Genomic DNA, 20,913 nt, shown 5'->3' with positions numbered 1-20,913 from the left:
CGGCCGGGCGGGCGCCTGTACCGCGCGGACGGAGCGGTGCGGCGGGAACCCCGTGCGGCGCGGGGGCGTTCTCACGGCAATCGGGGCGGGGAAGGACGGGTGCGGCCGGCGCGGTTGTCGCTACCATCGGCCAGCAATCGGCGGGCGCCCGCCCGACCCCCAGGCCAGGGAGCGAAACGTGCTGATCACCCACGACACCCGGTGTGCCCTCGACACCGTGGTGGATCTGGTGAACTCCGCGCCCGAGGACGATCCGGCGGCGGACGGTCTGCCCGACGTCCAGGCACTCACGGAATTCGTACGAAGCCACAAAATCAGCGACGTCGGCGTGCTGTCGGAGCTGGATCTCTCCGCCGTACGCAGGCTCAGGGGGCGCTTCACGGCGATCTTCGCGGCCCCGGACGCCCGGTCCGCGGCCCTGATGATCAACGAGCTGGTCGCCGCCGCCGGCACCACGCCCCGGCTGACCGACCACGACGGCTACGACTGGCACATGCACTACTTCGCGCCGGGCGCCTCCGTGGCCGACCATCTGGCCGCCGACTGCGGGATGGCGCTGGCCTTCTTCGTGGTGGCCGGAGAACAGGAGCGGCTGCGGCGCTGCGAGGCACCGGACTGCCGGCGGGCCTTCGTGGACCTCTCCCGGAACCGGTCGCGCCGCTACTGCGACAGCCGTACCTGCGGGAACCGGCTGCATGTCGCCGCCTACCGGGCCCGGCGCAAGGAAGCGGCCGGCTGAGCGAGGGCGGGACGGGGGCCGGTCGGCCGCGGGCGGCCCGGACGGCGCCCGGATGCGACGTCGGTCCCGGCGGGTGGCGCCGGGACGGACGTGTACGGCTCACAGCAACAGCAGATCATGCAGCGCAGCCATGAGCAGCAGACACCCGATCACCGCCAGGAAGATCATCAGCGGTGGCTGGGAAAGGGCGAAGAGGCACCCGCGAGGCTCGTCCTTGGGCGGCGCGGCCTCGCTCTGTGTAGTGTCCAGCATCTTGCCGCAGATCATGGCGTACCCGGTGCCCGGTCGCGATCAGCGCTCGGAGATCTTGCGGGAGTCGCCGAATACCGTGAGGTCTCGTCCGGGTGGTGAACGATTCCGGCCGCCCGGGGACTCACTGTGTCCCTTCGGCCAGTTATGTGACTGTCATATGCCGTGCTTCTTGAGGATGGCCTCGATGTCGCCGAAGTCCTCCGACGCGTCGGCGGACCGGGGGGTGGGCCGGGCGGTGGAAGGGCGTGCCGAGGGGCCCGCCGTCGTCCCGCCGAGGCGCGGCGCCGGCGCCGCGGGGGCCACCGCCTCCCGCTCCGCCCGTCTCGCCGGCTTGCGCTCGGCGCCGGTGGTTCCGCGCCGGCGCTCCACGGCCCGGGTGCCGGTGAACAGGAGCCAGGCCGCGCCCAGCACGCCGAAGCCGGCCCAGGCGGTGGGGCTCAGCGCGGTGTCGGCGAGCCAGCCGACGACCCCGGTCAGCACCAGGCCGACCGGGACGAGCGAGTAGGCCGCGAGGCGCGCCGCCGCCAGGAAGCGTCCGCGGTAGGCCGTGACCACCGCGATACCCAGACCCGCCGCGGAAACGGCGGAGCACACTGTCTCGGCGATCATCCGGTCCTCCTGGCGGGTTCGGTCCGTCGCTTCCATCGTGCACCGCCGGCTCCCCGCGAGGCCATGGTCCAGCCGGACATCAGGGACATCTCCGGGTCCTCTCCTACTGGAGTCCCGGTACGCGCCCCGCTCGCACGCCGAGGTCCGGTTGGGCCGCCCGGGCCCGGCCTGGAAGACTGGTGGGCATGAGCGACTCCTCCCCCGCCCGCACCGAAGCCCTCGTCCTCGACGTCTGGTGTGAGCTGCAGTGCCCCGACTGCCGTACGGCCCTGGACGACGTACGTGCCCTGCGTGCCCGCTACGGCGACCGGCTGGAGCTGCGGCTGCGGCACTTCCCGCTGGAGAAGCACAAGCACTCCTTCGCCGCCGCGCAGGCCGCCGAGGAGGCGCTGGAGCAGGGCAAGGGCTGGCCGTACGTGGAGGCCGTGCTGGAGCGGGTGGCGGAGCTGGACCGTCAGGGGGAACCCTTCCTGGTCGAGGTGGCGCGGGAACTCGGGCTGGACGCGGAGGAATTCGACACCGCGTTGATCGACGGCCGGCACATCCTCGCCGTGGACGCCGACCAGGCCGAGGGCAAGGCCATCGGTGTGACCGGCACGCCGACGTACGTCATCGGGGGCGAGCGTCTCGACGGCGGCAAGAGCCAGGAGGGCCTGCGCGAGCGCATCGAGCACATCGCGGACCGCCTGCTGGCCGACCGCACCGCCGAACAGGGCTGAGCACCGGCCGGGCCACCGGACGCGCCCTGCCGCGAGGAGGCGGGGAACGGAGGTGTCCGGCCGGTGGTGCCGTTCACAGCAGGGGTTTGCTCAGGGAGTACGTCACCGTCTCGTAGCCGAGCGAGGTGTACAGGGCCTCGGCCGGGGTGTTGCCCGCGAAGACGTTGAGGCCCAGCACCGGGCGGCCGGAGCCGGCCGCCTGGCGTTCCGCCAGGCGCATGAGCGTACGGCCGTGCCCCCGGCCCCGGTGGGCCGGATACGTCTGCACGTCGAACACGAACGCCTTGCCCTCCAGGAGTGCCACCCACAGCGTGCCCACCGGGCTGCCCTCGTGCTCCAGCACGCTGAAGAGCATGCCCTCGGTCGCGAGACCGTGCGGCAGCAGCCGTGCGTGGTCGTCGCGGGACTTGGCGCGGGCGGCCGCCTCCGGGATGCCGAGGTCGGTCCACGTGCGCGCGAACCGCTCGCGCTCCGCCTCCAGCCAGGCGTCGAACTCCTCCCCCGTCATGGGCCGCGCCCGGCTGCCCGGGGGCAGCTCGGGCAGGGTGCCGTCCAGGTGTTTCTCCATGCCGCGGTTGCGCACGGTGTAGCCCAGGGTGCGGAACAGGCTCAGGGCGGCGTCCGCCGTGACGGGCACCAGGGCCTCCAGCTGCGCGCAGCCCCAGCCGCGGGCCACCTCCTCCGCGGCCAGCGCCGCCACCGTGCCCCGCCCGCGCCGCCGGTCGGGCTCGGCGATCCGCAGGTCGATGACCCGGGCCACGGAGTCACCGAGGGACGGCGAGGTGCCGAGGTGGATCTCGCCGACGGGACGGCTGTTCACGCACACCGCGTAGCGCCGTGAGCGGGTCCCGTCGGGGTTCTGCCGGAGCGGCTCGGCCGGCCGCAGGGTCGTCGTCATCACAGAGGTTCTACCCGCGCCGGCCGGCCGAGTCAGCCGGTTTTCGGCCCCGGCCCCCGGCGACAGCGCCCCCGGCCCGGCGCGTCGCGGCTCGCCGGGGCCGGTCCGGCCGTCGGCTCAGGGGTCCAGGTCCTGCCCGGACCGCTCGTCGAAGACGCGCATCGCCTTGGCGGTCACCGGGCCCTCGGCGCCGGGCAGTTCGCGGCCGTCGACGCGGTGCAGGGCCTGTACGTCCCGCAGGGAGGAGGTGAGGAAGACCTCGTCGGCGCGCTGGAGGACGTCCAGCGGCAGGTCGGTCTCCCGGGCGCCCGTCCACTCGATGACCAGGGCGCGGGTGACGCCGGGCAGGCAGCCGGAGGCGACCGGCGGGGTGTGGATCTCGCCGTCCAGGACGACGAAGACGTTCGTCGCGGTGCCCTCGCAGAGCAGTCCGGCCGTGTTGCCGAACAGCGCCTCGGAGGCGCCCAGTTGGCGGGCGCGTTCGAGGGCGATGAGGTTCTCGACGTACGACGTGCTCTTCACGCCGGCGAGGGCGCCGCGCTCGTTGCGGGTCCACGGGACGGTGACCGCCGCGGTGGAGTCCGGGCGGCGGGTGGTCTCGGCGACGGCGACCACCAGGGTCGGGCCGTGCTCGCCGCGGCCGGTGCCGAGCGGGCCGTGGCCGCCGGTGCAGGTGATCCGCAGCCGGCCCAGCGGCATCGGGTTGGCCTCCAGTACGGCCGTACAGGCGCGGCGGATCTCGTCGTGGTCGGGGTCGGGCAGGCCGAGGACGCGGGCCGAGCGGGTCAGCCGGTCCAGGTGCCGGGTGAGCGCGAAGGGCCGGCCGTGGACCGTCTTCACGGTCTCGAAGACGCCGTCGCCGACGGTCAGGCCGCGGTCGAGGACGGAGACCCGGGCGGTTTCCGCCTCGCGCAGCCCGCCGTCCAGCCAGATCCTCATCCGAGGGCCTCCTCGGTCTCCTCGTACGCGCCCGACGCCACCGCGAGCAGCCGGGAGGCCTTCAGCTCGGTCTCCCGCCACTCCCTCTCCGGGTCGGAACCCCAGGTGATGCCGGCGCCCGTGCCGAAGCGCAGGACGCTCTCGGCGCGGTCGATCCAGAAGGTGCGTATGCCCACGGCCAGCTCGGCGGTGCCCCGGTCGGCGTCCACCCAGCCGATGCCGCCGCAGTAGGGGCCGCGCGGTGCCGTCTCCAGGGCCTCGATGATCCGCAGGGCGCTCGACTTGGGGGCGCCGGTGACCGAGCCGGGCGGGAAGGCCGCGGCCAGCAGCCCGGGCCAGCCGGTGTCCGGGCGCAGCTCGCCGCGCACGGTGGAGACGAGGTGGACGAGCCCGGGGTGCTTCTCCACCACGCACAGGTCGGGAACGGTCACGGTGCCGGTCGCGCAGACCCGCCCGATGTCGTTGCGGACCAGGTCCACGATCATCACGTTCTCGGCGTGGTCCTTGTCGAGGAGGTCCGCCTCGGTCCGCCCGGTGCCCTTGATCGGGCCCGACTCGACGATGCGGCCGTCCCGGCGCAGGAACAGCTCGGGGGAGGCGGTGGCGATCTCCACGCCGTGCTCCGGCAGGCGGATCGTTCCGGCGTACGGTGCCGGGTTGCCGCGGGCCAGTACGGCGGTCAGGGCGTCCACGTCGGCGCCGGGGGCGACGGGCGCGCTGAGTACGCGGCAGAGGTTGGCCTGGTAGACCTCGCCGGCCGCGATGTGCTCGCGGATGCGGTGGACGGCCGCGATGTATCCGGCGCGGTCCAGGGAGGACGTCCACTGCCCCGGCTGCGGGCCCCGCCACCGGCCGGGCCGCGGCACGGGCACCGGCTCCTTGCGTACGTGCGCGAAGCGGGCGCAGGTCAGCCGGCCCTCGAAGTCCGCGCAGACGGCCCAGAAGCCGCTGGAGTCCAAGGCGGCCGGGTCGCTGGTGACGTCGAGCAGACCGGTGGCGACGCGGTCCCCGAAGCGGGCGAGAGGGGGGAGGCCGGATGGGTGGTGGAGCACGATGTCGAGTCTAGGTCGGGTGTCCGCCGGGTGGCCGCGGGATGTCCCGCGCGGGGCGCTGACCACGGGGTACGCGGGGCGCACCGCAGCACGCTGCGCAAACGCGTTTTTGTACTGGCCGGGGAATCCGCTAGAGTTCAACACGTCGCCGGGACGCGGAAGCGGACCGAAACGACAAGCGGACGTAGCTCAGTTGGTAGAGCGCAACCTTGCCAAGGTTGAGGTCGCGAGTTCGAGCCTCGTCGTCCGCTCGAAGGAAGAAGGGGTCATCCCGATCCCCTACACTCCTGGTGGAGTGGCCGAGAGGCGAGGCAACGGCCTGCAAAGCCGTCTACACGGGTTCAAATCCCGTCTCCACCTCCAAGGACGATTAGCTCAGCGGGAGAGCGCTTCCCTGACACGGAAGAGGTCACTGGTTCAATCCCAGTATCGTCCACTGGATCTTCGGATCCCGGATCTTCTCGAAGGTCCCCCGCGCGATTAGCTCAGCGGGAGAGCGCTTCCCTGACACGGAAGAGGTCACTGGTTCAATCCCAGTATCGCGCACTGCCTGTGACCCCCGGGTCACGGTCCGCGGACGATTAGCTCAGCGGGAGAGCGCTTCCCTGACACGGAAGAGGTCACTGGTTCAATCCCAGTATCGTCCACACAGCAAGGAGCCCCCGGCCGTCTTATACGGCCGGGGGCTTCTTCGTGTGCTCAGCTGGAGAACAGCATGTGGCCGAAGCTCTTGTGGCGGTGGTGGCCGTAGTGACCGTGGTCACCGTGGTGACCGCCGTGCGGGGCGCCCCATGCGGGCGCGGGCGGGGCCGCCGCGGGGTAGGCCTGCGGGGCGGGCGGCGGGGGCGGGGCCGGCTGGGACCACTGGGCCTCCAGGCGGGTCAGCGCCTCCAGCTCGCCGTAGTCGAGGAAGATGCCGCGACAGCCGCTGCACTGCTCGATCTGGACGCCGTTGCGGTTGTAGGTGTGCATCGGCGCATGGCACTTCGGACACTGCATGCTCGGCTCAACTCCTCGCCGGTCGGTACTGCTTCGTGCTTCCCCAGGACAGACTCCGTCCGGCCCCGGGCGGTTGCAGCCTAGCCCGGGATTCCGGGCTCGCGGCGGGGAGGGTGCGCGGGGGCGGACGGCATGCGCGCGCAGGCGTCGGCCAGGGCCTGTTCCACCTCGTCCAGCGGGCGGCCGGCGGCGAGCGCCTTCGTGATCGCCAGGGCGGCCGTCTGCACGGTGAGCGCGCGGGCCGGGACGTCCAGGGCGGGCCAGGGGTCGCCGTCCGCGGGCACGGCCGGGCCGCCGGCCCGCCGGTAGGCGGTCAGGAAGCGGGTCCACTCGGCGGGTGGGAGGAGCCCGCAGGCGTACCAGGCGGCGGGGCGGGCGAGGTCCCAGGCGGGGACGCCCGCGCCGAGGTCGTCCACGTCGATGAGCCGCCACGGGCCGCCGGGCGCGGGGTGCCGGACGAGCTGGCCGAGATGCAGATCGCCGTGGCACAGGGCCGCCGGGCCGGGCATCGGGGCCCCGGCCCCGGCCCAGGCGGGCAGGGCGGCCCAGGCGGCCAGCACCGGGCGGGCGGCGGGGCGGGCGGGCCCGTGGGGCGTGGCACGCAGGGCCGCGTGGAGCCGGTCGAGGGCGCGGGCGGCCTTGGCGGGGCCGCGCATCGGGGGGAGGCCGGCGGGGACGGGGGTGCGGTGCAGCCGGGCCAGGAGGGTGGCCACGGCTTCCCAGGGGGCCGCGTCGGGGTCGTCCCGGTCGACGGGGGCGCCGTACGGCCAGAGGGTGACCAGACGGCCGTGCGGGTCGCGCGGTGGGGCCGGGGCGGGGGTGAGGGGCGGGAGCAGCACGTCCGGGAGGCGGGTGGCCGTGGTGACGCGGAGGGCCAGTGCGGCGGGGTCGGTGTCCGGGGCGTGGGCCTTGGCGACGGTGCCGGCGTGGCGGATGACGGTGGCGTCGGGGCGGACGGCGAGGGGGGTGGTGGCGCACCGGCAGGGGGCCGGGGTGCCGTGGGCCGCCGCCCTGGCCTGGGCGGTCAGGGCGGATATGAGGGGGTCGGCGGGCGTGTCCGTGCTGGTGGCTGTGTCTGCGGTCACCGTTGCCTCGGGGAAGGGGGTGGCTGTCCGGCCGAGGGTACTGGGGCGGTCGCGCGGCGGGTCGCCCGCCCATGGCCAGGAGGACCGCGGGGAAAGCGCGCCGTGGCGGGAAACGGCCGATGCCGGCGCAGCTCCCCAGCTGCGCCGGCATTCTGCCGTCCGCCGTACCCCCGTCCCCACGGGGTTTCATGGATCGATGTCCCCGCCCGGACCGCTCTTCCGGGCCTGGGGTCGCCGCTCAGCGCCCCAGCATCGCACCCACGGACGACGCTTGTGTGGCCACCGTCTCCCAGCCGTCGAAGACGAGCAGGAGCAGGGCCGCGAGGGGAAGGGCCATGAGTGTCGCCACCAGCGGGTGGCGGCGGCCCGTGCGGCGGGAGGCGAACGCCGGGCGTCGCGGTGCCGTATGGGCCATGGTCCCTCTCCTGACTGTTCGGTTGTCGGTTGCGGCGGCGGGTGTCCGACCTCGGGGGACGAGTACCGCAGCACCCGCCGCTCGTCCATAAATCTAGGTGGGCCGCGCCTGGCCGACGTCATGCCCTCGTACCGATTGCCGGGCCTCCGGGAGGATGAGCCGCCGGCCGCGATGTACTCCCCTGGGTGGAGACGCGGGCCCGGGTATAGGGGACTTCCCGGAGGGGTCGTCCGCTCTGTCCGGTCATTTCGGAAGCATCCCGCTCACCGGGGGGAGTGACTTCGATCACTCGGACCGGTGCCGGAAGGGGGGTCGGAGGCGGATCCCGGTCCGGGGCCCGGCCCCGCCCGCGGGCGGTCGACGGCCGGGGGCCGGCAGGGGTGCCGCCCGGGGGGCTTCGGCTTCGCGTGAGCTCAACCTCCCGGAGCGGCAGGCGGGTTGGGGGGCCGGCCGGCGCGAAGTCGCGCTAACGACTGGCCGGCTGACCGGGTTTCACCTCCCCCGGACGGCCCGCACAATCCGTCCCGCCGAGAGGGCGCGGCCTATGCGCGCGGGCGGCCGTGGAAACGTAAGCTGTGCCACGTCACAGGGACCGGGCAGCGGGGATGAACATGGCGATGATGCGCCTGAGGCGCGAGGACCCGCGCGTCGTCGGCTCGTTCAGGCTTCACCGACGGCTCGGCGCGGGCGGAATGGGCGTGGTGTATCTCGGCTCCGACAAGAAGGGGCAGCGGGTCGCGCTGAAGGTGATCCGGCCGGACCTGGCGGAGGACCAGGAGTTCCGGTCCCGGTTCGCGCGCGAGGTGTCCGCGGCCCGGCGGATCCGCGGCGGCTGCACGGCCCGGCTGGTCGCCGCCGATCTGGAGGCCGAGCGGCCCTGGTTCGCCACGCAGTACGTGCCCGGCCCCTCCCTGCACGACAAGGTCGCCGAGGAGGGGGCGCTCGGCGCGGCGGACACGGCGGCGATCGGCGCGGCCCTGTCCGAGGGACTGGTCGCCGTGCACGAGGCCGGTGTCGTCCACCGGGACCTGAAGCCCTCCAACATCCTGCTGTCCCCCAAGGGCCCGCGGATCATCGACTTCGGCATCGCCTGGGCCACCGGCGCCTCCACACTCACCCATGTGGGCACCGCGGTCGGCTCCCCCGGCTTCCTCGCCCCCGAGCAGGTGCGCGGCGCGGCGGTCACCCCGGCCACCGACGTCTTCTCGCTCGGCGCCACCCTGGCGTACGCCTCGACCGGTGACTCGCCCTTCGGGCACGGCAGTTCCGAGGTGATGCTGTACCGGGTGGTGCACGAGGAGCCGCAGCTGGCCGGCGTACCGGACGCGCTGGCTCCGCTGATCCGGGCCTGCCTGGCGAAGGACCCCGAGGAGCGGCCCAGCACGCTCCAGTTGTCGCTGCGGCTGAAGGAGATCGCCGCCCGGGAGGCGCAGGGGCTGAACGACGTACGGCCGCCGCACCCCCGGGCCGCCGAGGCCGACCGGCCCACCGGGCGGCTCGCCGACACCTACCCGGAGCCGCAGCGCACCCAGCGGCGGGGCTCCCCCGGCACGCCGCGCCCGGGCGTCCCGGCCCGGGGCGGGACACCGTCCCGGGGAGGCGTCTCCGCGCGCGGCGAGGCGCCGTCCCGTGAGGGCGCGCCCTCGCGGGGCGCCGGCGGCGGGCGGGGCGGGGCCGCGTCCGCCCGGCCGGGTACGGTACGCCACACTCCGGCGCCACGCGGCGGCGGCCCGCGCTCCGGCGGTGGCCGTCCGGCTCCGCGCGGCAATTCCGGACGGCGCCCGACGGGGACCGGCCTGCGGCCCGCCAATCCACGGCTGCTGCGGCAGCGGCTGTTCGTGTTCGTGGTGGTGACGCTGCTGGTGGCGCTCGGCATCGCGGTGGCCCAGGGCTGCCAGGGTCCGGCGCGCGGGCTGGGCGGCGACGGCGGGGTCCAGCGGGAGCGGCACGCGCAGCCGGGCGCTCCGGCGGGCCAGAGCCTTACGGGGCGGCCCGGTGATCCGTCGGCGGGTGACGGCGGGTTTACGGTGAACCGGTCGGCGTAGACGCCGGTCCGCCGCACCGGAAGCGGACGGTTGCGGGGAGGCGCGGGCGCTGAGCACCGGGGCGGGCACCGGCGGCCGGCTCCCCCGCCGGGCTCCGACTCCGGCTCCGAGGGGACCGTGGCCGGGCGAGGAGGGCGGCATGGCGTGCCGCCCCGCGGTTCAGGACCGCGGCCGGCCCGTCGCCACCGCGTAGAACGCCACCGCCGCCGCCGCGCCCACGTTGAGGGAGTCGACGCCGTGGGACATCGGGATGCGGACCCACGCGTCGGCGGCGACCAGGGCCTGCGTGGACAGGCCGTCGCCCTCCGCGCCGAGCATGAGCGCCACCCGGTCCATGCGGTGCGGGGCGGCCTCGTCCAGGCTGCCGGCCTTCTCGTCCGGGGTCAGCGCGAGCAGCGTGAAACCGGCCTCGCGGACCGACTCCAGCCCCTTCGGCCAGGTCTCCAGGCGGGCGTACGGCACGGAGAACACCGCGCCCATGGAGACCTTGACGCTCCGCCGGTACAGCGGGTCGGCGCAGTCGGGCGACAGCAGCACCGCGTCCATGCCGAGGGCCGCCGCCGAGCGGAAGATCGCGCCGATGTTGGTGTGGTCGTTCACCGACTCCATGATCACCACGCGGCGGGCGGTGCGGAGCAGTTCGCCGGCCGTCGGCAACGGCTTGCGCTGCATGGACGCGAGGGCGCCGCGGTGCACGTGGTAGCCGGTGACCCGTTCGGCGAGTTCCGGGCTCACGGCGTACACCGGGGCCGTGAGTTCGTCGATGACGTCGCGCATGGCGTCGATCCACTTGGCCGAGAGCAGCATGGACCGCATCTCGTAGCCCGCTTCCCTGGCCCTGCGGATGACCTTCTCGCCCTCGGCGATGAACAGGCCCTCCGCGGGCTCCCGCCGGCGGCGCAGCTCCACGTCGGTCAGGCCCGTGTAGTCGGTCAGGCGGGGGTCGTCGGGGTCCTCGACGGTGATGAGATCGGCCACGGGGTATTACTGCCTTGTCCTGGATGTGCTGCCAACGGCTGGGTAAGGGTTGTGTTACCCGGGGTTACTCGAGGGGTGTCCGAGGGTGTCCCGGTGGTGTCCCCGTAGGGGTGATCAGGCGGCGGGCCCGGGGCCGACCCGTACGACCTCGCCGACGACGATGACCGCCGGCGGCTTCACGTCCTCCGACCGTACCCTCTCGGCGACCGTGGCCAGGGTGGCGTCCACCCGGCGCTGCGCGGCCGTCGTGCCCTCCTGGACCAGGGCCACCGGCGTCGTCGGCGGCTTGCCGTGGGCGACGAGCGTCTCCGCGATCTTCCCGATCTTGTCGACGCCCATCAGGATCACCAGGGTGCCGGTGAGCTTGGCCAGCGAGGGCCAGTCGACCAGGGAACGCTCGTCGTCGGGCGCCACATGCCCGCTGACCACGGTGAACTCATGGGCGACCCCCCGGTGCGTGACCGGGATGCCGGCCGCGCCCGGGACCGAGATGGAGCTGGAGATGCCGGGAACCACCGTGCACGGGATGCCCGCCTCGGCGAGCGCCTGGACCTCCTCCATGCCCCGGCCGAAGACGAACGGGTCGCCGCCCTTGAGCCGGACCACCGCCTTGCCCTGCTTGGCGTGCTCGATCAGCGCGTTGTTGATGGCCTCCTGGGCCATGTAGCGGCCGTAGGGGATCTTGGCCGCGTCGATCACCTCGACGTGCGGCGGCAGCTCGGCGAGCAGGTCGCGCGGGCCCAGCCGGTCGGCGATGACGACGTCCGCCTCGGCGAGCAGGCGCCGGCCGCGGACGGTGATCAGGTCGGGGTCGCCGGGTCCGCCGCCGACCAGGGCCACGCCCGCGGTGCGGGTGCGGTGGTGCGGGGCGACGAGGGTGCCGTCGCGCAGGCCCTCCACGACCGCGTCCCGGATGGCGGCGGTGTGCCGGGGGTCGCGGCCCCGCGCGTCGGTGGTGAGCACGGCGACGGTGACGCCCTCGCTGTGGCCGGTCGCCGGGGTCCAGGCCGTGGCCTGGTCGGCGTCGTCGGAGCGGACGCACCAGACGCGGTGCCGCTCCGCCTCGGCGGAGGCACGAGTGTTGGCGTCGGGGTCGCTGGTGGCGATGAGGGCGTACCAGGCCTCGGCGAGGTCGCCCTCGGCATAGGTCCGCCGCTCCCAGGTGAGCTCCCCCGCCTCGGCCATGGCCTCGACCGAGGGGGTGGCCTGCGGGGATACGACGGTGATGTCCGCGCCGGCCGCGATCAGGGCCGGGAGACGGCGCTGGGCCACGGTGCCGCCGCCGAGGACGACCACGCGGCGGCCGGAGAGGCGGAGACCTACGGGGTAGGCGGGGTGTTCGGCCATGAGGGCGTCCTCCGGTGGCTGTGCGGTGGCGCTGACGTGCGGATTTTACGGTGGCGGCGGTGCGGGTGGAGCGGGTGTCCGATGGCTGGGCAGCGGCCATGGGGAGGGCCGGAGGGCACCCCGGCCGTGGTGGGGCCAAAGGGCGCGGGCCCGTGGACGCGGGAGGGCATCGGCGGGCGTCCGGTACCGGCCCGTGGACGCCGGACGGCAGCGGCGGGCGTCCCGGTACCGGCCCGTGGGCACTGGAAGGCGCCCGGCCTCGCGTGGGCCGGGCGCCTGTCCGTTACTTCTCGGTGACGCCCGCCGCGTCGAACGTGGCCACCTCGTGCATGGCCCTCGCCGTGCTCTGGACCAGCGGGAGCGCCAGCAGGGCGCCCGTGCCCTCGCCGAGGCGGAGGTCGAGGTCGACCAGGGGGCGCAGGCCCAGCTTGTTCAGCGCCGCGACGTGGCCCGGTTCGGCGCTGCGGTGGCCGGCGATGCAGGCCGCGAGCACCTCGGGGGCGATCGCGCGGGCGACCAGGGCCGCCGCGCCGGCGCTGACGCCGTCCAGGATCACCGGCGTACGCAGGGACGCGCCGCCGAGCAGCAGGCCGACCATGGCCGCGTGCTCGAAGCCGCCGACGGCCGCGAGGACGCCGATCGGGTCGGCCGGGTCCGGCTGGTGGAGTTCCAGCGCGCGGCGGACGACCTCGGTCTTGCGGACCAGCGTCTCGTCGTTGATGCCCGTGCCGCGCCCGGTCACCTCGGCCGGGTCGGCGCCGGTGAAGACGGAGATCAGCGCGGCGGACGCGGTGGTGTTGGCGATGCCCATCTCACCGGTGAGCAGGGCCTTGTTGCCGGCCGCCACCAGGTCGCGGGCGGTCTCGATGCCCACCTCGATGGCCGCCTTGGCCTCCTCGCGGGTCATCGCGAGGCCGGCGGTCATGTCGGACGTACCACCGCGGATCTTGCGCGGCAGCAGGCCCGGCGTGGCGGGCAGGTCGGCGGCCACTCCCACGTCCACGACGCACACCTCGGCACCGACCTGGGCGGCGAAGGCGTTGCAGACGGCTCCCCCGCCGAGGAAGTTGGCCACCATCTGGGCGGTCACCTCCTGCGGCCAGGGAGTGACGCCCTGGGCGTGCACGCCGTGGTCGCCGGCGAAGATCGCGACGGCGGCGGGTTCCGGGATCGGCGGCGGGCACTGCCGGGACAGCCCGCACAGCTGTGCGGAGATGATCTCCAGCATGCCGAGCGCGCCGGCCGGCTTGGTCATGCGCTTCTGGCGCTCCCATGCCTCGCCGAGCGCCTTGGCGTCGAGCGGGCGGATCTGTGCGACGGTCTCGGCGAGCAGGTCGTGGGGTTCCTCTCCGGGCAGGGCGCGGCGGCCGTATGTCTCCTCGTGCACCACCCAGGACAGGGGGCGCCGCTTGGACCAGCCGGCCTGCATCAGCTCGGGCTCGTCCGGGAACTCGTCGACGTACCCGACACACAGGTAGGCGACGACCTCCAGGTGCTCGGGCAGGCCGAGCGCGCGGACCATCTCCCGCTCGTCGAAGAAGCTGACCCAGCCGACGCCGAGGCCTTCGGCGCGGGCGGCGAGCCAGAGGTTCTCCACCGCGAGCGCCGAGGAGTAGGGCGCCATCTGCGGCTGGGTGTGACGGCCGAGGGTGTGCCGGCCGCCGCGGGTGGGGTCGGCGGTGACGACGATGTTGACCGGGGTGTCGAGGATGGCCTCGATCTTCAGTTCCTTGAACTGCTTGGCCCGGCCCTTCGGCAGCGACTTGGCGTACGCCTCGCGCTGTCTCATCGCCAGTTCGTGCATCGTCTGCCGGGTCTCGGCGGATCTGATGACGACGAAGTCCCAGGGCTGCGAGTGGCCCACGGACGGCGCGGTGTGCGCCGCCTCCAGGACCCGGAGCAGTACCTCGTGCGGGATGGGGTCGCTGCGGAAGCCGTTGCGGATGTCGCGGCGCTCGCGCATGACCTTCAGGACGGCCTCGCGCTCGGCGTCGGCGTAGGCGGGCGCGGCCGGGCCGGTGGACTGTCGTGCTTCCGCCACCGCGGCCGTGCTCTCTTCCTGGACGGCGGCCCCGGTGTCCGGGTCCTCCGTCCGCTGCGCGTGCGGTACGGCGTCGGGGGCGGCCGGCGTGTCCGCCCCGGCGGGTACCTGGGCCGGTACCTGGGCCGGCTCGCCCTCGCGGGGCGCGGGCACCGTGGCCTCCGGCTCCGGCTGCTCCGACTGCTCCTGCGGGACCGGGACCTGCGCGTCCTGCGGGACCTGCGGTTCGGCCGCGGGCAGCACCACGGGCTGCGGCGGGGTGGGCGCCAGGTGCGGGGTGGTGGGCACCTGGCCCTGCACCGGCACGAACTGCCCGAGCGGCTGCTCGGGGTCCGGCACTGCGGCGTGCGGTACGGCGGCGTCCGGCGCGGGGGTCTGGGGCTGCGGTGCCGGGACCTCCGGGGCCTGGGCTACGGCGGGCTGGGCGGCCGGTACGGCGTCCGGGGCGCCCGGGCCCGGCTGGGCCGGAGCGGCGGCGGGGGTGGCGGTGGGCTCGGTGGTCGCCTGCGGGGTGGTCGGGGCGACGGGCTCGGCCACCGGGGCAACGGGGTCGGTGTCCGGGGCGGCGGGCACGGCCGTCGGGGCGGCGGGTTCGGCTACCGGAGCGACGCCTTCGGCCGGGGCCTCGAAAGCGGCCGGGTCGGGAGCCTGGGCCGTCTCCTGGGCGTCGGCCGGGACTTCGGCGGGTGCCTGGGCGGCGACCGGGGCCACCTCTTGGGCGACGGCCGGGACTTCCGCGGAAACCTGGCCGGTGGCCTGGGCCGCGTCCGCGTCCTGGGTCACGTCGTGATCGGCGGCCGGGCCGACGGGTGTGACGGGTACGGGGGCGTCGACGGTGGGCTGGGACTGGGCGGGGTCGGTGACCTGCGGCACTTCGGTGACCTGCGCGGCCACGTCCGGCTGCGTGCCCTGGGCGGGCTGCTCGGCCTGGGCAGGCTGCGGGTCCTCGGTGAGCTGCGCGGCCTCGGCGGACTGCACGGCCTCGGCCGGCTCCGTGTCCGTGCCCGGCTGGACCGCTTCGGTCACGGCGGGGTCGGCTGCGGGAGGTTCGGTCACGGCGGCCTCGGCCACCACGGACTCGGGCGCGACGGGTTCGACCACTACGGGTTCGGGCGCGACGGGTTCCGTCACCGTCGGTTCGGCGGCCGTGGCCTCGGCGGCCTCGGCCTCGGAAGCGCCGTCGGTCTCGACGGCTACGGCGGCTTCAGGGGTCACGGCAGCGGCCTGAGCGGCGGCGGCCACCTCGGCGTTCATTACGGCGGCCTCGGCAGCCTGCGCGAGCCGCACGGCCTCCTCCGACACCGCCGGGTCCGCGACGGCCTCGGCAGCCGGTGCCTCCGCCGGTGCGGTGTACGCGTCTTCGTGTCCGTGCGCCGGCTGGGCCCCGTCAGGACCGTGCACGACAGGGAACTGGCCGGTGTCACCGGGCGCGGCTTGGGCCGCGGCCTGGCTGGCGAGGCGGGCCATCGCGGCCTGGGCCGCGTCGGCCGGCTCGGCGGCGGCAGGAGCGGCGGGGACGACGGACTCGACGGGGCCGGCCGGGCCAACCGTTTCCGCAGCCGGTGCCTGCGCGCCGACCGGAGCCTGAGCGGGGGCCTCGTCCGGAGCCTGAGCCGGGACCTGGGCCTCAACCGGAGCCTGCGCCTGCGCGGGAGCCGGTGCCTGCCCCTCAGCCGGAGCCGCAGCCTGAGCCTGCACCTCGAGCTGCGCCTGAACCGGAGCCTCCCCCGGAACCTCTACGTCGGCCGCGACCTGAGCCTCGGCCGGAACCTGTACGTCGGCCTGAACCGGAGACTTGGCCTGAACCGGAGCCTCCCCCGGAGCCTGTACGTCGGCCGCAACCTGAGCCTCGGCCTCGGCCGGTGTCTCGGCCTGGGCCGGTGTCTGGGCCTCGGCCTGAGCCGGAGGCGGCGTCTCGGGCTGAGCCGAAGGCGGCGTCTCCGGCTGAGCCGGGAGCTGGGTCTCAGGCTGGGCCGAAGGCAGCGCCTCGGGGGCCGCCCCCCACGGTGTCGCGTTCTGGGGGGCCGGCTGGGGCTGGGCGTCGAGGTACTCGGGGCCGGGGGCGGCCGGCGGGCCGGGCTGTCGTACCGGCGCTCCGGCGGGGCCGCGGTCGGCGAGGGAGCGCACCGGGCTCGCGGAGGCGTCGGGGATCGGCGGGCCGAGGTGCAGCGGACGGCGCGGCTGCGGCGCGGCCGCCGGGCCGTGCGGCGCCGAGAGGATGGGCGACGGCGGCACCGACGCGGGGCCCGGGTGGGGCGGGGGGGGGGGGGCGGGGGGGGGGGGGGGGGCCCCGCCGAGGTCGACCGAGCCGGTGTCACGGCCGGCCGTCTCGTGCGGGCCCGGCTCGTGGACGGCCTCCACCACCGGTTCCGGAGCGGGGGGCGGCACCTCGTTGCCCCACGCGCCCTGGGCACCCGGCAGCAGCAGGTCTTCGTCCTCGGCGGGCGCCTCGGAGAGGTAGGTGTACGCGCCGTGCGCGGGGACGCCCGGCTGTTCCACCATGCCTGCGCTCTCCGGCTGCCCCTCGCCCGGGACCTGGCCGGTGTCGGTCATGCGTACCCCTCGCCCATTCGGTTAGTGCTCCCTACGACCAGCTCACCCGGAACGGCGCACCGACCGCCCCGCAGTGAAGAACGAGCGTCCGTGCCCAGCGGCACGAACGACCCGCCGGAAAAGGCGACAAAGCCATTCAGTGGCATTGTCCCGGCCGTTCCGCCGTCGCGACAGCATGATCCGCGACAGCCCTCTGTGGACTGCGCCACGTTGCGCGTCCTCCGGTTCCGCAGTACCGCACCCGCCCAAGACGGGCGTGCGATCCGGACATTGGCGAACGAAGTCCGGGCCACCGGTGCGGTACAACGATCGGCCAGCCTACCGCGCGCGGTACGACAACCGGATCACGGGGCGCGATCGGGCAGCACCCCGCTGAGCAGGAACGCGACGTTCCGCTCGGTCTCCGTCCAGGCCCTGGTGTCGAGTTCGACGGACTGGATCAGGGCGCACTGGACCTGGTAGCCGTGCTCGGTCAGGTCGCGGCCGACGCGTTCGGCGGCGTCCCGGGTGGCGGCGTGGGTGACGATGCGCCGCGGGCGCCGGTCGGCGACCGCGGAGACGACGGCCGGGCCCCCGCCGCCGACCCGGACGACGTCGGGTTCGGGCAGGTTCTCCAGGACGTGCGGGGCGCTGCCGTAGACCACCTGGAGCTGGACCCCGAAGCGGCGGGCGGCCCCCTCGGTGCGGGTGCAGGCGGCCGGGTCGTGGTCGACGGCGATGACGGCCGCGCCGGCCCGGGCGGCCTCGGCGGCGAACGCGCCGGCGCCGCAGCCGATGTCCCACACGAGGTCGCCGGTCCGGGGCCCGAGGCGGGCGAGTTGGGCGGCGCGCAGCACCTCCCGTTCCCCCTCGCCGAGCACCCCGGCCGCACCGCCGCCCGGACCGTGGGCCGTTCCGACGGCGTAGCTCGCGTCGGGCTGTACCCAGCCGCGCGGGCCCGTGCCCGGGTCGCGGCCGGCGATCCAGCCGCCGCCCTCCCCGGCGCCGGCCGGCCCGCCGATGACGATGACGACGTTGGGGTCGCGCCAGGTGTGGTCGGCGGCCTTGTCGGAGGTGACGACGCTGACCTGTTCGCGTTCGGTGCCCAGTTCCTCGCAGATGACGAAGGTGCGGTGCACGCCCTCCAGCAGGAGCCCGAGTTCGGCGGGGCCGGCGCCGGGCGCGGTGAGGACGGCGACCTTGGGGTGGGCGCGGCAGACGTTCACGGCGCGGCGCAGGGTGCGCGGGTGGGCGACGACCACCTGGGCGTCGTCCCAGGGCATGCCGGCCCGGGCGAAGGCGGTGGCGACGGAGGAGACGGCGGGGACGACCTCGACCTCCAGGCCGTACTCGGGCGCGCGCAGGGTGCGTACGACGCCGAAGAAGCCGGGGTCGCCGTCGGCGAGGACGACGGCGGTGCCGCGGTGGGCGGCGATGCGGCGGGCGGCCAGCGGGAGGCTGCCGAGGCGGATGCGTTCGGCGGCGGGCGGCACCTCGGGCAGCGCCAGGTGGTGGGCGGCTCCGGCCACGAGGGTGGCGGCGCCGAGGGCGCCCCGTGCCGCGGCGGTCAGCGGCGAGCCGTCCCAGCCGATCACCGTGACCCGGTCGGCCATCGTCGTCAGTCTCCAGTGGTTCTGCGCGGGTCTTCGGGGAGGGAGCCCGGTGCGCGGGCTCCGTGAGCGTACCTGGTGACGCCCGGAGGTCTCAGTTCCAGTCCGAGTACGAGGTGAAACCATGCGCGTCGGCGAGCTGCTCGCCGACCCCGGCGAGGTCCTCGGGCAGTAGGCTCCAGACGATGACGTCGGTGCGTACCCGGGCCCAGGTGCCGTCCTCGGTCCGGGCGCGGGCTATCCAGGCGTTGCGCAGGACGCCCTCGCTGATGCAGCCGATCTTCTGGGCCACCTGCTGGGAGGCGGTGTTGTCGGCGGCGGTGCGTAGTTCGAGCCGTTCGAAGTCCTGGTCGTGGAAGAGCCACTGGGCGATGGCGAGGGCGGCCTCGGAGGCGTAGCCCTCGCCGCGGGCCCAGGGCGCGATGACGTAGGCGAGTTCGCTGGAGCGGACGCGCCAGTCCGTGTTCTTCAGGTGGACGATGCCGACGAGCCGCTGGGTGAGGAACTCGGTGACGGCGAGGACGATGCCGCGGCCCCCGGTGCGCTCCCCGGGGGCGAGCCGGGTGATCCACTGGCGGGCGTCGGCGTCGGTGTAGGGGTGGGGGACGGTGGTCCAGGCGACGACCTGCTCGTCGTTCATCATCTCGGCCAGGGCGGGCACGTCGTCCTCGTCGAAGGGACGCAGCACCAACCGCTCCGTGCTGATGGAGATGTTGGGGAAGGTGCTCGTCATGCGCCGCTCCGTAACCTTCGGAAGTTCCTCGGAAAGACCGTCAGGGCCGTCAGGTCCGCTGAACTGCCCAGCATGCAGCATGAAACCACCGAAGCGCACGACGGGGTCCGCTCCTCGCGAGGAGGGGACCCCGTGCGTCGCCGTACCCGGTGTGCGTACCCGGTGTGCGTGCCGTCAGCCGCCGGTCGCGGGCAGGACGGACCCGTGGTACTTGTCCTTGATGAACGCGCGGACCTCGGGTGAGACGAGCAGGCCGGCGAGCTTCTTCACCCGTGGGTCGTCCTCGTGGCCGCGTTTGACGGCGAGGAGGTTGGCGTAGGGGTTGTTCTTCGCCGACTCCAGCAGGATCGCGTCCTTGGTGGGGCTCAGGCCCGCGTCCTGGGCGTAGTTGTTGTTGACGACCGCCGCGTCCACGTCGTCGAGCGAGCGGGGCAGCTGGGCGGCCTCCAGCTCCTTGAACTTCAGGTGCCGGGGGTTGTCGGTGACGTCCCGGGGGGAGGCGTCGGTGCCGGCGCCCGCCTTGAGCTTGATGACACCGCCGGCGGCGAGCAGCTTCAGGGCGCGGCCCTCGTTGGTGATGTCGTTGGGTACGGCGACGGTGGCGCCGTCGGCGAGCCCGCTGATGTCCTTGACCCGGTGCGAGTAGACGCCCATGGGCGGCAGGTAGGGCTTGACGACGGAGACCAGGTCGGTGCCCTTGGACTTGTTGAAGTCGTCCAGGTAGGGCTGGTTCTGGTAGAGGTTGGCGTCCAGCTCGCCCTCCTGGAGGGCGGTGTTGGGCAGGACGTAGTCGGTGAACTCCTTGATCTCCAGCTTCAGCCCGGCCTTGGCGGCGAGGTGGTCCCTGATGTAGGTGAGCACCTCGCCGGCCGGGACGGCGGTGGCGCCGACGACGAGGGTGTCGTCCTTGCCACCGCCCTTGCCGGAGTCCGTGCCGGAGCCGCAGGCGGTGAGGCCGAGGCCGAGGGCCAGGGCCGCCACGGCGGCGACGGACGTGCGCATGGCTTCAGTCCCCTCGGCGGCTCAGAAGGACGGGATGACCGAGCCCTGGTACTTGTCCTCGATGAACTTCTTGACCTCGGGCGAGGTGAGGAGCCCCGCGAGCTTGGTCACCCGCGGGTCCTTCTCGTTGCCCTTCTTCACGGCGAGGAAGTTGCCGTAGGGGTTGTCCTTCGGGGACTCCAGGACGAGGGCGTCCTTGGCGGGCTTCAGGCCGGCGGAGATGGCGTAGTTGCCGTTGACCACGGCCGCGTCGACGTCGTCCAGGGAGCGCGGGGTCTGAGCCGCCTCGACCTCCTTGAACTTGAGGTCCTTGGGGTTCTTGGTGATGTCCCGCGGGGTGGCGTCGTTGCCGACGCCGTCCTTGAGGGTGATCAGGCCGTTGGCGGCGAGCAGCTTCAGGGCGCGGGCCTCGTTGACGGCGTCGTTCGGGACGGCGACGGTCGCACCGCTCTTGAGGGCGTCGGCCTTCTTGACCTTGTGGGAGTACAGGCCGAGCGGTTCCAGGTGCACCGTGACGACGGGCACGATGTGGGTGCCGCGCTTGTTGTTGAAGTCGTCGAGGTACGGCTGGTTCTGGAAGTAGTTGGCGCCCACCGAGCCGTCCTCGGTCGCCGTGTTCGGCGTGATGTAGTCGGTGAACTCCTTGACCTCCAGGTCGAGGCCCGCCTTCTTCGCCAGCTTGTCCTTGACGAAGTTCAGGATCTCGGCGTGCGGGGTCGGGCTCGCGGCGACGACCAGCGGGCCGCTGGAGTCGAGGGAGCCGGAGTCCTTGTCGGAGCCGCAGGCGGTCAGCCCGAGGGTGAGGGCTGAGGCGGCGAGGACGGCGGTGGTGAGCTTGGCGGTGTTACGCACGAAAAGTGCCTTTCCTTAAGGGTGGTGCGACCCCGGGTACGAGTGGCCGGGGAGCCTGGGGGTGCC

At 74.3% G+C, this 20,913-nt stretch carries 18 protein-coding genes and 5 tRNA genes; 8 read left to right on the top strand and 15 right to left on the bottom strand.

Going from position 1 to position 20,913, the window contains the following annotated elements:
* Positions 1 to 178 precede the first annotated feature (178 nt).
* Entirely contained in the window at positions 179 to 739 is a 561-nt protein-coding gene (locus IH25_RS0123205) for a CGNR zinc finger domain-containing protein (RefSeq protein WP_030613772.1), read from the top strand.
* A 99-nt stretch (positions 740 to 838) separates the two neighbouring features.
* On the opposite strand, the gene IH25_RS41280 is transcribed toward IH25_RS0123205, so the two are convergent.
* Both IH25_RS41280 and IH25_RS0123195 read right to left on the bottom strand, forming a co-directional pair.
* A complete protein-coding gene (locus IH25_RS41280) occupies positions 839 to 1,006 on the bottom strand; it encodes a hypothetical protein (RefSeq protein WP_157847001.1) in 168 nt (55 codons plus the stop codon).
* 138 nt (positions 1,007 to 1,144) lie between these two features.
* Positions 1,145 to 1,600: a hypothetical protein gene (locus tag IH25_RS0123195; RefSeq protein WP_030613770.1), complete on the bottom strand. Its 456-nt coding sequence runs from the start codon at positions 1,598 to 1,600 to the stop codon at positions 1,145 to 1,147.
* Positions 1,601 to 1,785: 185 nt separating this feature from the next.
* Here IH25_RS0123195 and IH25_RS0123190 point away from each other — a divergent pair, with 185 nt between their 5' ends.
* Entirely contained in the window at positions 1,786 to 2,319 is a 534-nt protein-coding gene (locus IH25_RS0123190) for a DsbA family protein (protein ID WP_030613768.1), read from the top strand.
* 73 nt (positions 2,320 to 2,392) lie between these two features.
* On the opposite strand, the gene IH25_RS0123185 is transcribed toward IH25_RS0123190, so the two are convergent.
* The 3 genes from IH25_RS0123185 to IH25_RS0123175 form a co-directional block, all read right to left on the bottom strand.
* Positions 2,393 to 3,217 carry a GNAT family N-acetyltransferase gene (locus tag IH25_RS0123185; RefSeq protein WP_030613764.1) on the bottom strand — a complete coding sequence of 275 codons (825 nt, stop codon included), beginning with the start codon at positions 3,215 to 3,217 and terminating at the stop codon, positions 2,393 to 2,395.
* Between the two features lie 117 nt (positions 3,218 to 3,334).
* On the bottom strand, positions 3,335 to 4,156 hold the full coding sequence (locus tag IH25_RS0123180) for an aminotransferase class IV (protein WP_030613761.1): 822 nt from the start codon (positions 4,154 to 4,156) through the stop codon (positions 3,335 to 3,337).
* A complete protein-coding gene (locus IH25_RS0123175; RefSeq protein WP_030613758.1) occupies positions 4,153 to 5,208 on the bottom strand; it encodes a chorismate-binding protein in 1,056 nt (351 codons plus the stop codon). Before IH25_RS0123175 ends, IH25_RS0123180 begins: the two co-directional genes overlap by 4 nt.
* 178 nt (positions 5,209 to 5,386) lie before the next feature.
* On the opposite strand from IH25_RS0123175, the gene IH25_RS0123170 reads away from it, so the two are divergent.
* The 5 genes from IH25_RS0123170 to IH25_RS0123150 all read left to right on the top strand — a co-directional run bounded on the left by IH25_RS0123170 (position 5,387) and on the right by IH25_RS0123150 (position 5,855).
* Positions 5,387 to 5,459 (top strand) — tRNA-Gly (locus tag IH25_RS0123170).
* A 38-nt stretch (positions 5,460 to 5,497) separates the two neighbouring features.
* A tRNA-Cys gene (locus IH25_RS0123165) sits at positions 5,498 to 5,571 on the top strand.
* Between the two features lies 1 nt (position 5,572).
* Positions 5,573 to 5,644, top strand: a tRNA-Val gene (locus IH25_RS0123160).
* 38 nt (positions 5,645 to 5,682) lie between these two features.
* Positions 5,683 to 5,754: transfer RNA gene (locus tag IH25_RS0123155), tRNA-Val, on the top strand.
* Between the two features lie 29 nt (positions 5,755 to 5,783).
* A tRNA-Val gene (locus IH25_RS0123150) sits at positions 5,784 to 5,855 on the top strand.
* A 52-nt stretch (positions 5,856 to 5,907) separates the two neighbouring features.
* Here IH25_RS0123150 and IH25_RS0123145 read toward each other — a convergent pair.
* The 3 genes from IH25_RS0123145 to IH25_RS41710 form a co-directional block, all read right to left on the bottom strand.
* Entirely contained in the window at positions 5,908 to 6,207 is a 300-nt protein-coding gene (locus IH25_RS0123145; RefSeq protein ID WP_078844370.1) for a TFIIB-type zinc ribbon-containing protein, read from the bottom strand.
* Between the two features lie 80 nt (positions 6,208 to 6,287).
* Positions 6,288 to 7,292, bottom strand: a complete 1,005-nt coding sequence (locus IH25_RS0123140; protein WP_030613752.1) for a phosphotransferase family protein — start codon at positions 7,290 to 7,292, stop codon at positions 6,288 to 6,290.
* Between the two features lie 238 nt (positions 7,293 to 7,530).
* Entirely contained in the window at positions 7,531 to 7,707 is a 177-nt protein-coding gene (locus tag IH25_RS41710; RefSeq protein ID WP_030613749.1) for a hypothetical protein, read from the bottom strand.
* 605 nt (positions 7,708 to 8,312) lie between these two features.
* Between IH25_RS41710 and IH25_RS0123130 the strand changes: the two genes are divergently transcribed.
* A complete protein-coding gene (locus tag IH25_RS0123130; RefSeq protein ID WP_078844369.1) occupies positions 8,313 to 9,752 on the top strand; it encodes a serine/threonine-protein kinase in 1,440 nt (479 codons plus the stop codon).
* Between the two features lie 159 nt (positions 9,753 to 9,911).
* Here IH25_RS0123130 and IH25_RS0123125 read toward each other — a convergent pair whose 3' ends face one another.
* The 7 genes from IH25_RS0123125 to IH25_RS0123095 form a co-directional block, all read right to left on the bottom strand.
* Complete coding sequence (locus IH25_RS0123125) at positions 9,912 to 10,730, bottom strand: TrmH family RNA methyltransferase (protein WP_030613744.1); 819 nt, start codon at positions 10,728 to 10,730, stop codon at positions 9,912 to 9,914.
* Positions 10,731 to 10,844: 114 nt separating this feature from the next.
* The gene (cobA, locus tag IH25_RS0123120; RefSeq protein ID WP_030613741.1) at positions 10,845 to 12,077 is read right to left on the bottom strand and encodes a uroporphyrinogen-III C-methyltransferase; all 1,233 of its coding nucleotides are present in this window, start codon (positions 12,075 to 12,077) and stop codon (positions 10,845 to 10,847) included.
* A gap of 283 nt (positions 12,078 to 12,360) precedes the next feature.
* Positions 12,361 to 16,671 carry a nicotinate-nucleotide--dimethylbenzimidazole phosphoribosyltransferase gene (cobT, locus tag IH25_RS0123115; protein ID WP_030613739.1) on the bottom strand — a complete coding sequence of 1,437 codons (4,311 nt, stop codon included), beginning with the start codon at positions 16,669 to 16,671 and terminating at the stop codon, positions 12,361 to 12,363.
* Positions 16,672 to 17,015: 344 nt separating this feature from the next.
* Complete coding sequence (cbiE, locus tag IH25_RS0123110) at positions 17,016 to 18,263, bottom strand: precorrin-6y C5,15-methyltransferase (decarboxylating) subunit CbiE (protein WP_030613736.1); 1,248 nt, start codon at positions 18,261 to 18,263, stop codon at positions 17,016 to 17,018.
* A gap of 91 nt (positions 18,264 to 18,354) precedes the next feature.
* Positions 18,355 to 18,993 (bottom strand): GNAT family N-acetyltransferase, encoded by a 639-nt coding sequence (locus IH25_RS0123105; RefSeq protein ID WP_030613734.1) that lies wholly within the window; start codon positions 18,991 to 18,993, stop codon positions 18,355 to 18,357.
* A gap of 174 nt (positions 18,994 to 19,167) precedes the next feature.
* Positions 19,168 to 19,995, bottom strand: a complete 828-nt coding sequence (locus IH25_RS0123100; protein ID WP_030613730.1) for a MetQ/NlpA family ABC transporter substrate-binding protein — start codon at positions 19,993 to 19,995, stop codon at positions 19,168 to 19,170.
* A 21-nt stretch (positions 19,996 to 20,016) separates the two neighbouring features.
* On the bottom strand, positions 20,017 to 20,847 hold the full coding sequence (locus tag IH25_RS0123095) for a MetQ/NlpA family ABC transporter substrate-binding protein (protein ID WP_030613727.1): 831 nt from the start codon (positions 20,845 to 20,847) through the stop codon (positions 20,017 to 20,019).
* Positions 20,848 to 20,913: the final 66 nt, after the last annotated feature.

This window comes from Streptomyces achromogenes subsp. achromogenes (assembly GCF_000720835.1).
Lineage (GTDB): Bacteria > Actinomycetota > Actinomycetes > Streptomycetales > Streptomycetaceae > Streptomyces > Streptomyces achromogenes.
The sequence above is the reverse complement of the archived record's forward strand: the minus strand, read 5'-3'. Positions and strand labels throughout refer to the sequence as shown.

What these genes read in the sequence shown, in the direction of transcription:
- IH25_RS41280 (WP_157847001.1), bottom strand. Translation starts at nt 1,006, where the DNA reads ATGATCTGCGGCAAGATGCTGGACACTACACAGAGCGAGGCCGCGCCG.
- IH25_RS0123195 (WP_030613770.1), bottom strand. Translation starts at nt 1,600, where the DNA reads ATGATCGCCGAGACAGTGTGCTCCGCCGTTTCCGCGGCGGGTCTGGGT.
- IH25_RS0123190 (WP_030613768.1), top strand. Translation starts at nt 1,786, where the DNA reads ATGAGCGACTCCTCCCCCGCCCGCACCGAAGCCCTCGTCCTCGACGTC.
- IH25_RS0123185 (WP_030613764.1), bottom strand. Translation starts at nt 3,217, where the DNA reads ATGACGACGACCCTGCGGCCGGCCGAGCCGCTCCGGCAGAACCCCGAC.
- IH25_RS0123180 (WP_030613761.1), bottom strand. Translation starts at nt 4,156, where the DNA reads ATGAGGATCTGGCTGGACGGCGGGCTGCGCGAGGCGGAAACCGCCCGG.
- IH25_RS0123145 (WP_078844370.1), bottom strand. Translation starts at nt 6,207, where the DNA reads ATGCAGTGTCCGAAGTGCCATGCGCCGATGCACACCTACAACCGCAAC.
- IH25_RS41710 (WP_030613749.1), bottom strand. Translation starts at nt 7,707, where the DNA reads ATGGCCCATACGGCACCGCGACGCCCGGCGTTCGCCTCCCGCCGCACG.
- IH25_RS0123130 (WP_078844369.1), top strand. Translation starts at nt 8,313, where the DNA reads ATGAACATGGCGATGATGCGCCTGAGGCGCGAGGACCCGCGCGTCGTC.
- cobA (WP_030613741.1), bottom strand. Translation starts at nt 12,077, where the DNA reads ATGGCCGAACACCCCGCCTACCCCGTAGGTCTCCGCCTCTCCGGCCGC.
- cobT (WP_030613739.1), bottom strand. Translation starts at nt 16,671, where the DNA reads ATGACCGACACCGGCCAGGTCCCGGGCGAGGGGCAGCCGGAGAGCGCA.
- cbiE (WP_030613736.1), bottom strand. Translation starts at nt 18,263, where the DNA reads ATGGCCGACCGGGTCACGGTGATCGGCTGGGACGGCTCGCCGCTGACC.
- IH25_RS0123105 (WP_030613734.1), bottom strand. Translation starts at nt 18,993, where the DNA reads ATGACGAGCACCTTCCCCAACATCTCCATCAGCACGGAGCGGTTGGTG.
- IH25_RS0123100 (WP_030613730.1), bottom strand. Translation starts at nt 19,995, where the DNA reads ATGCGCACGTCCGTCGCCGCCGTGGCGGCCCTGGCCCTCGGCCTCGGC.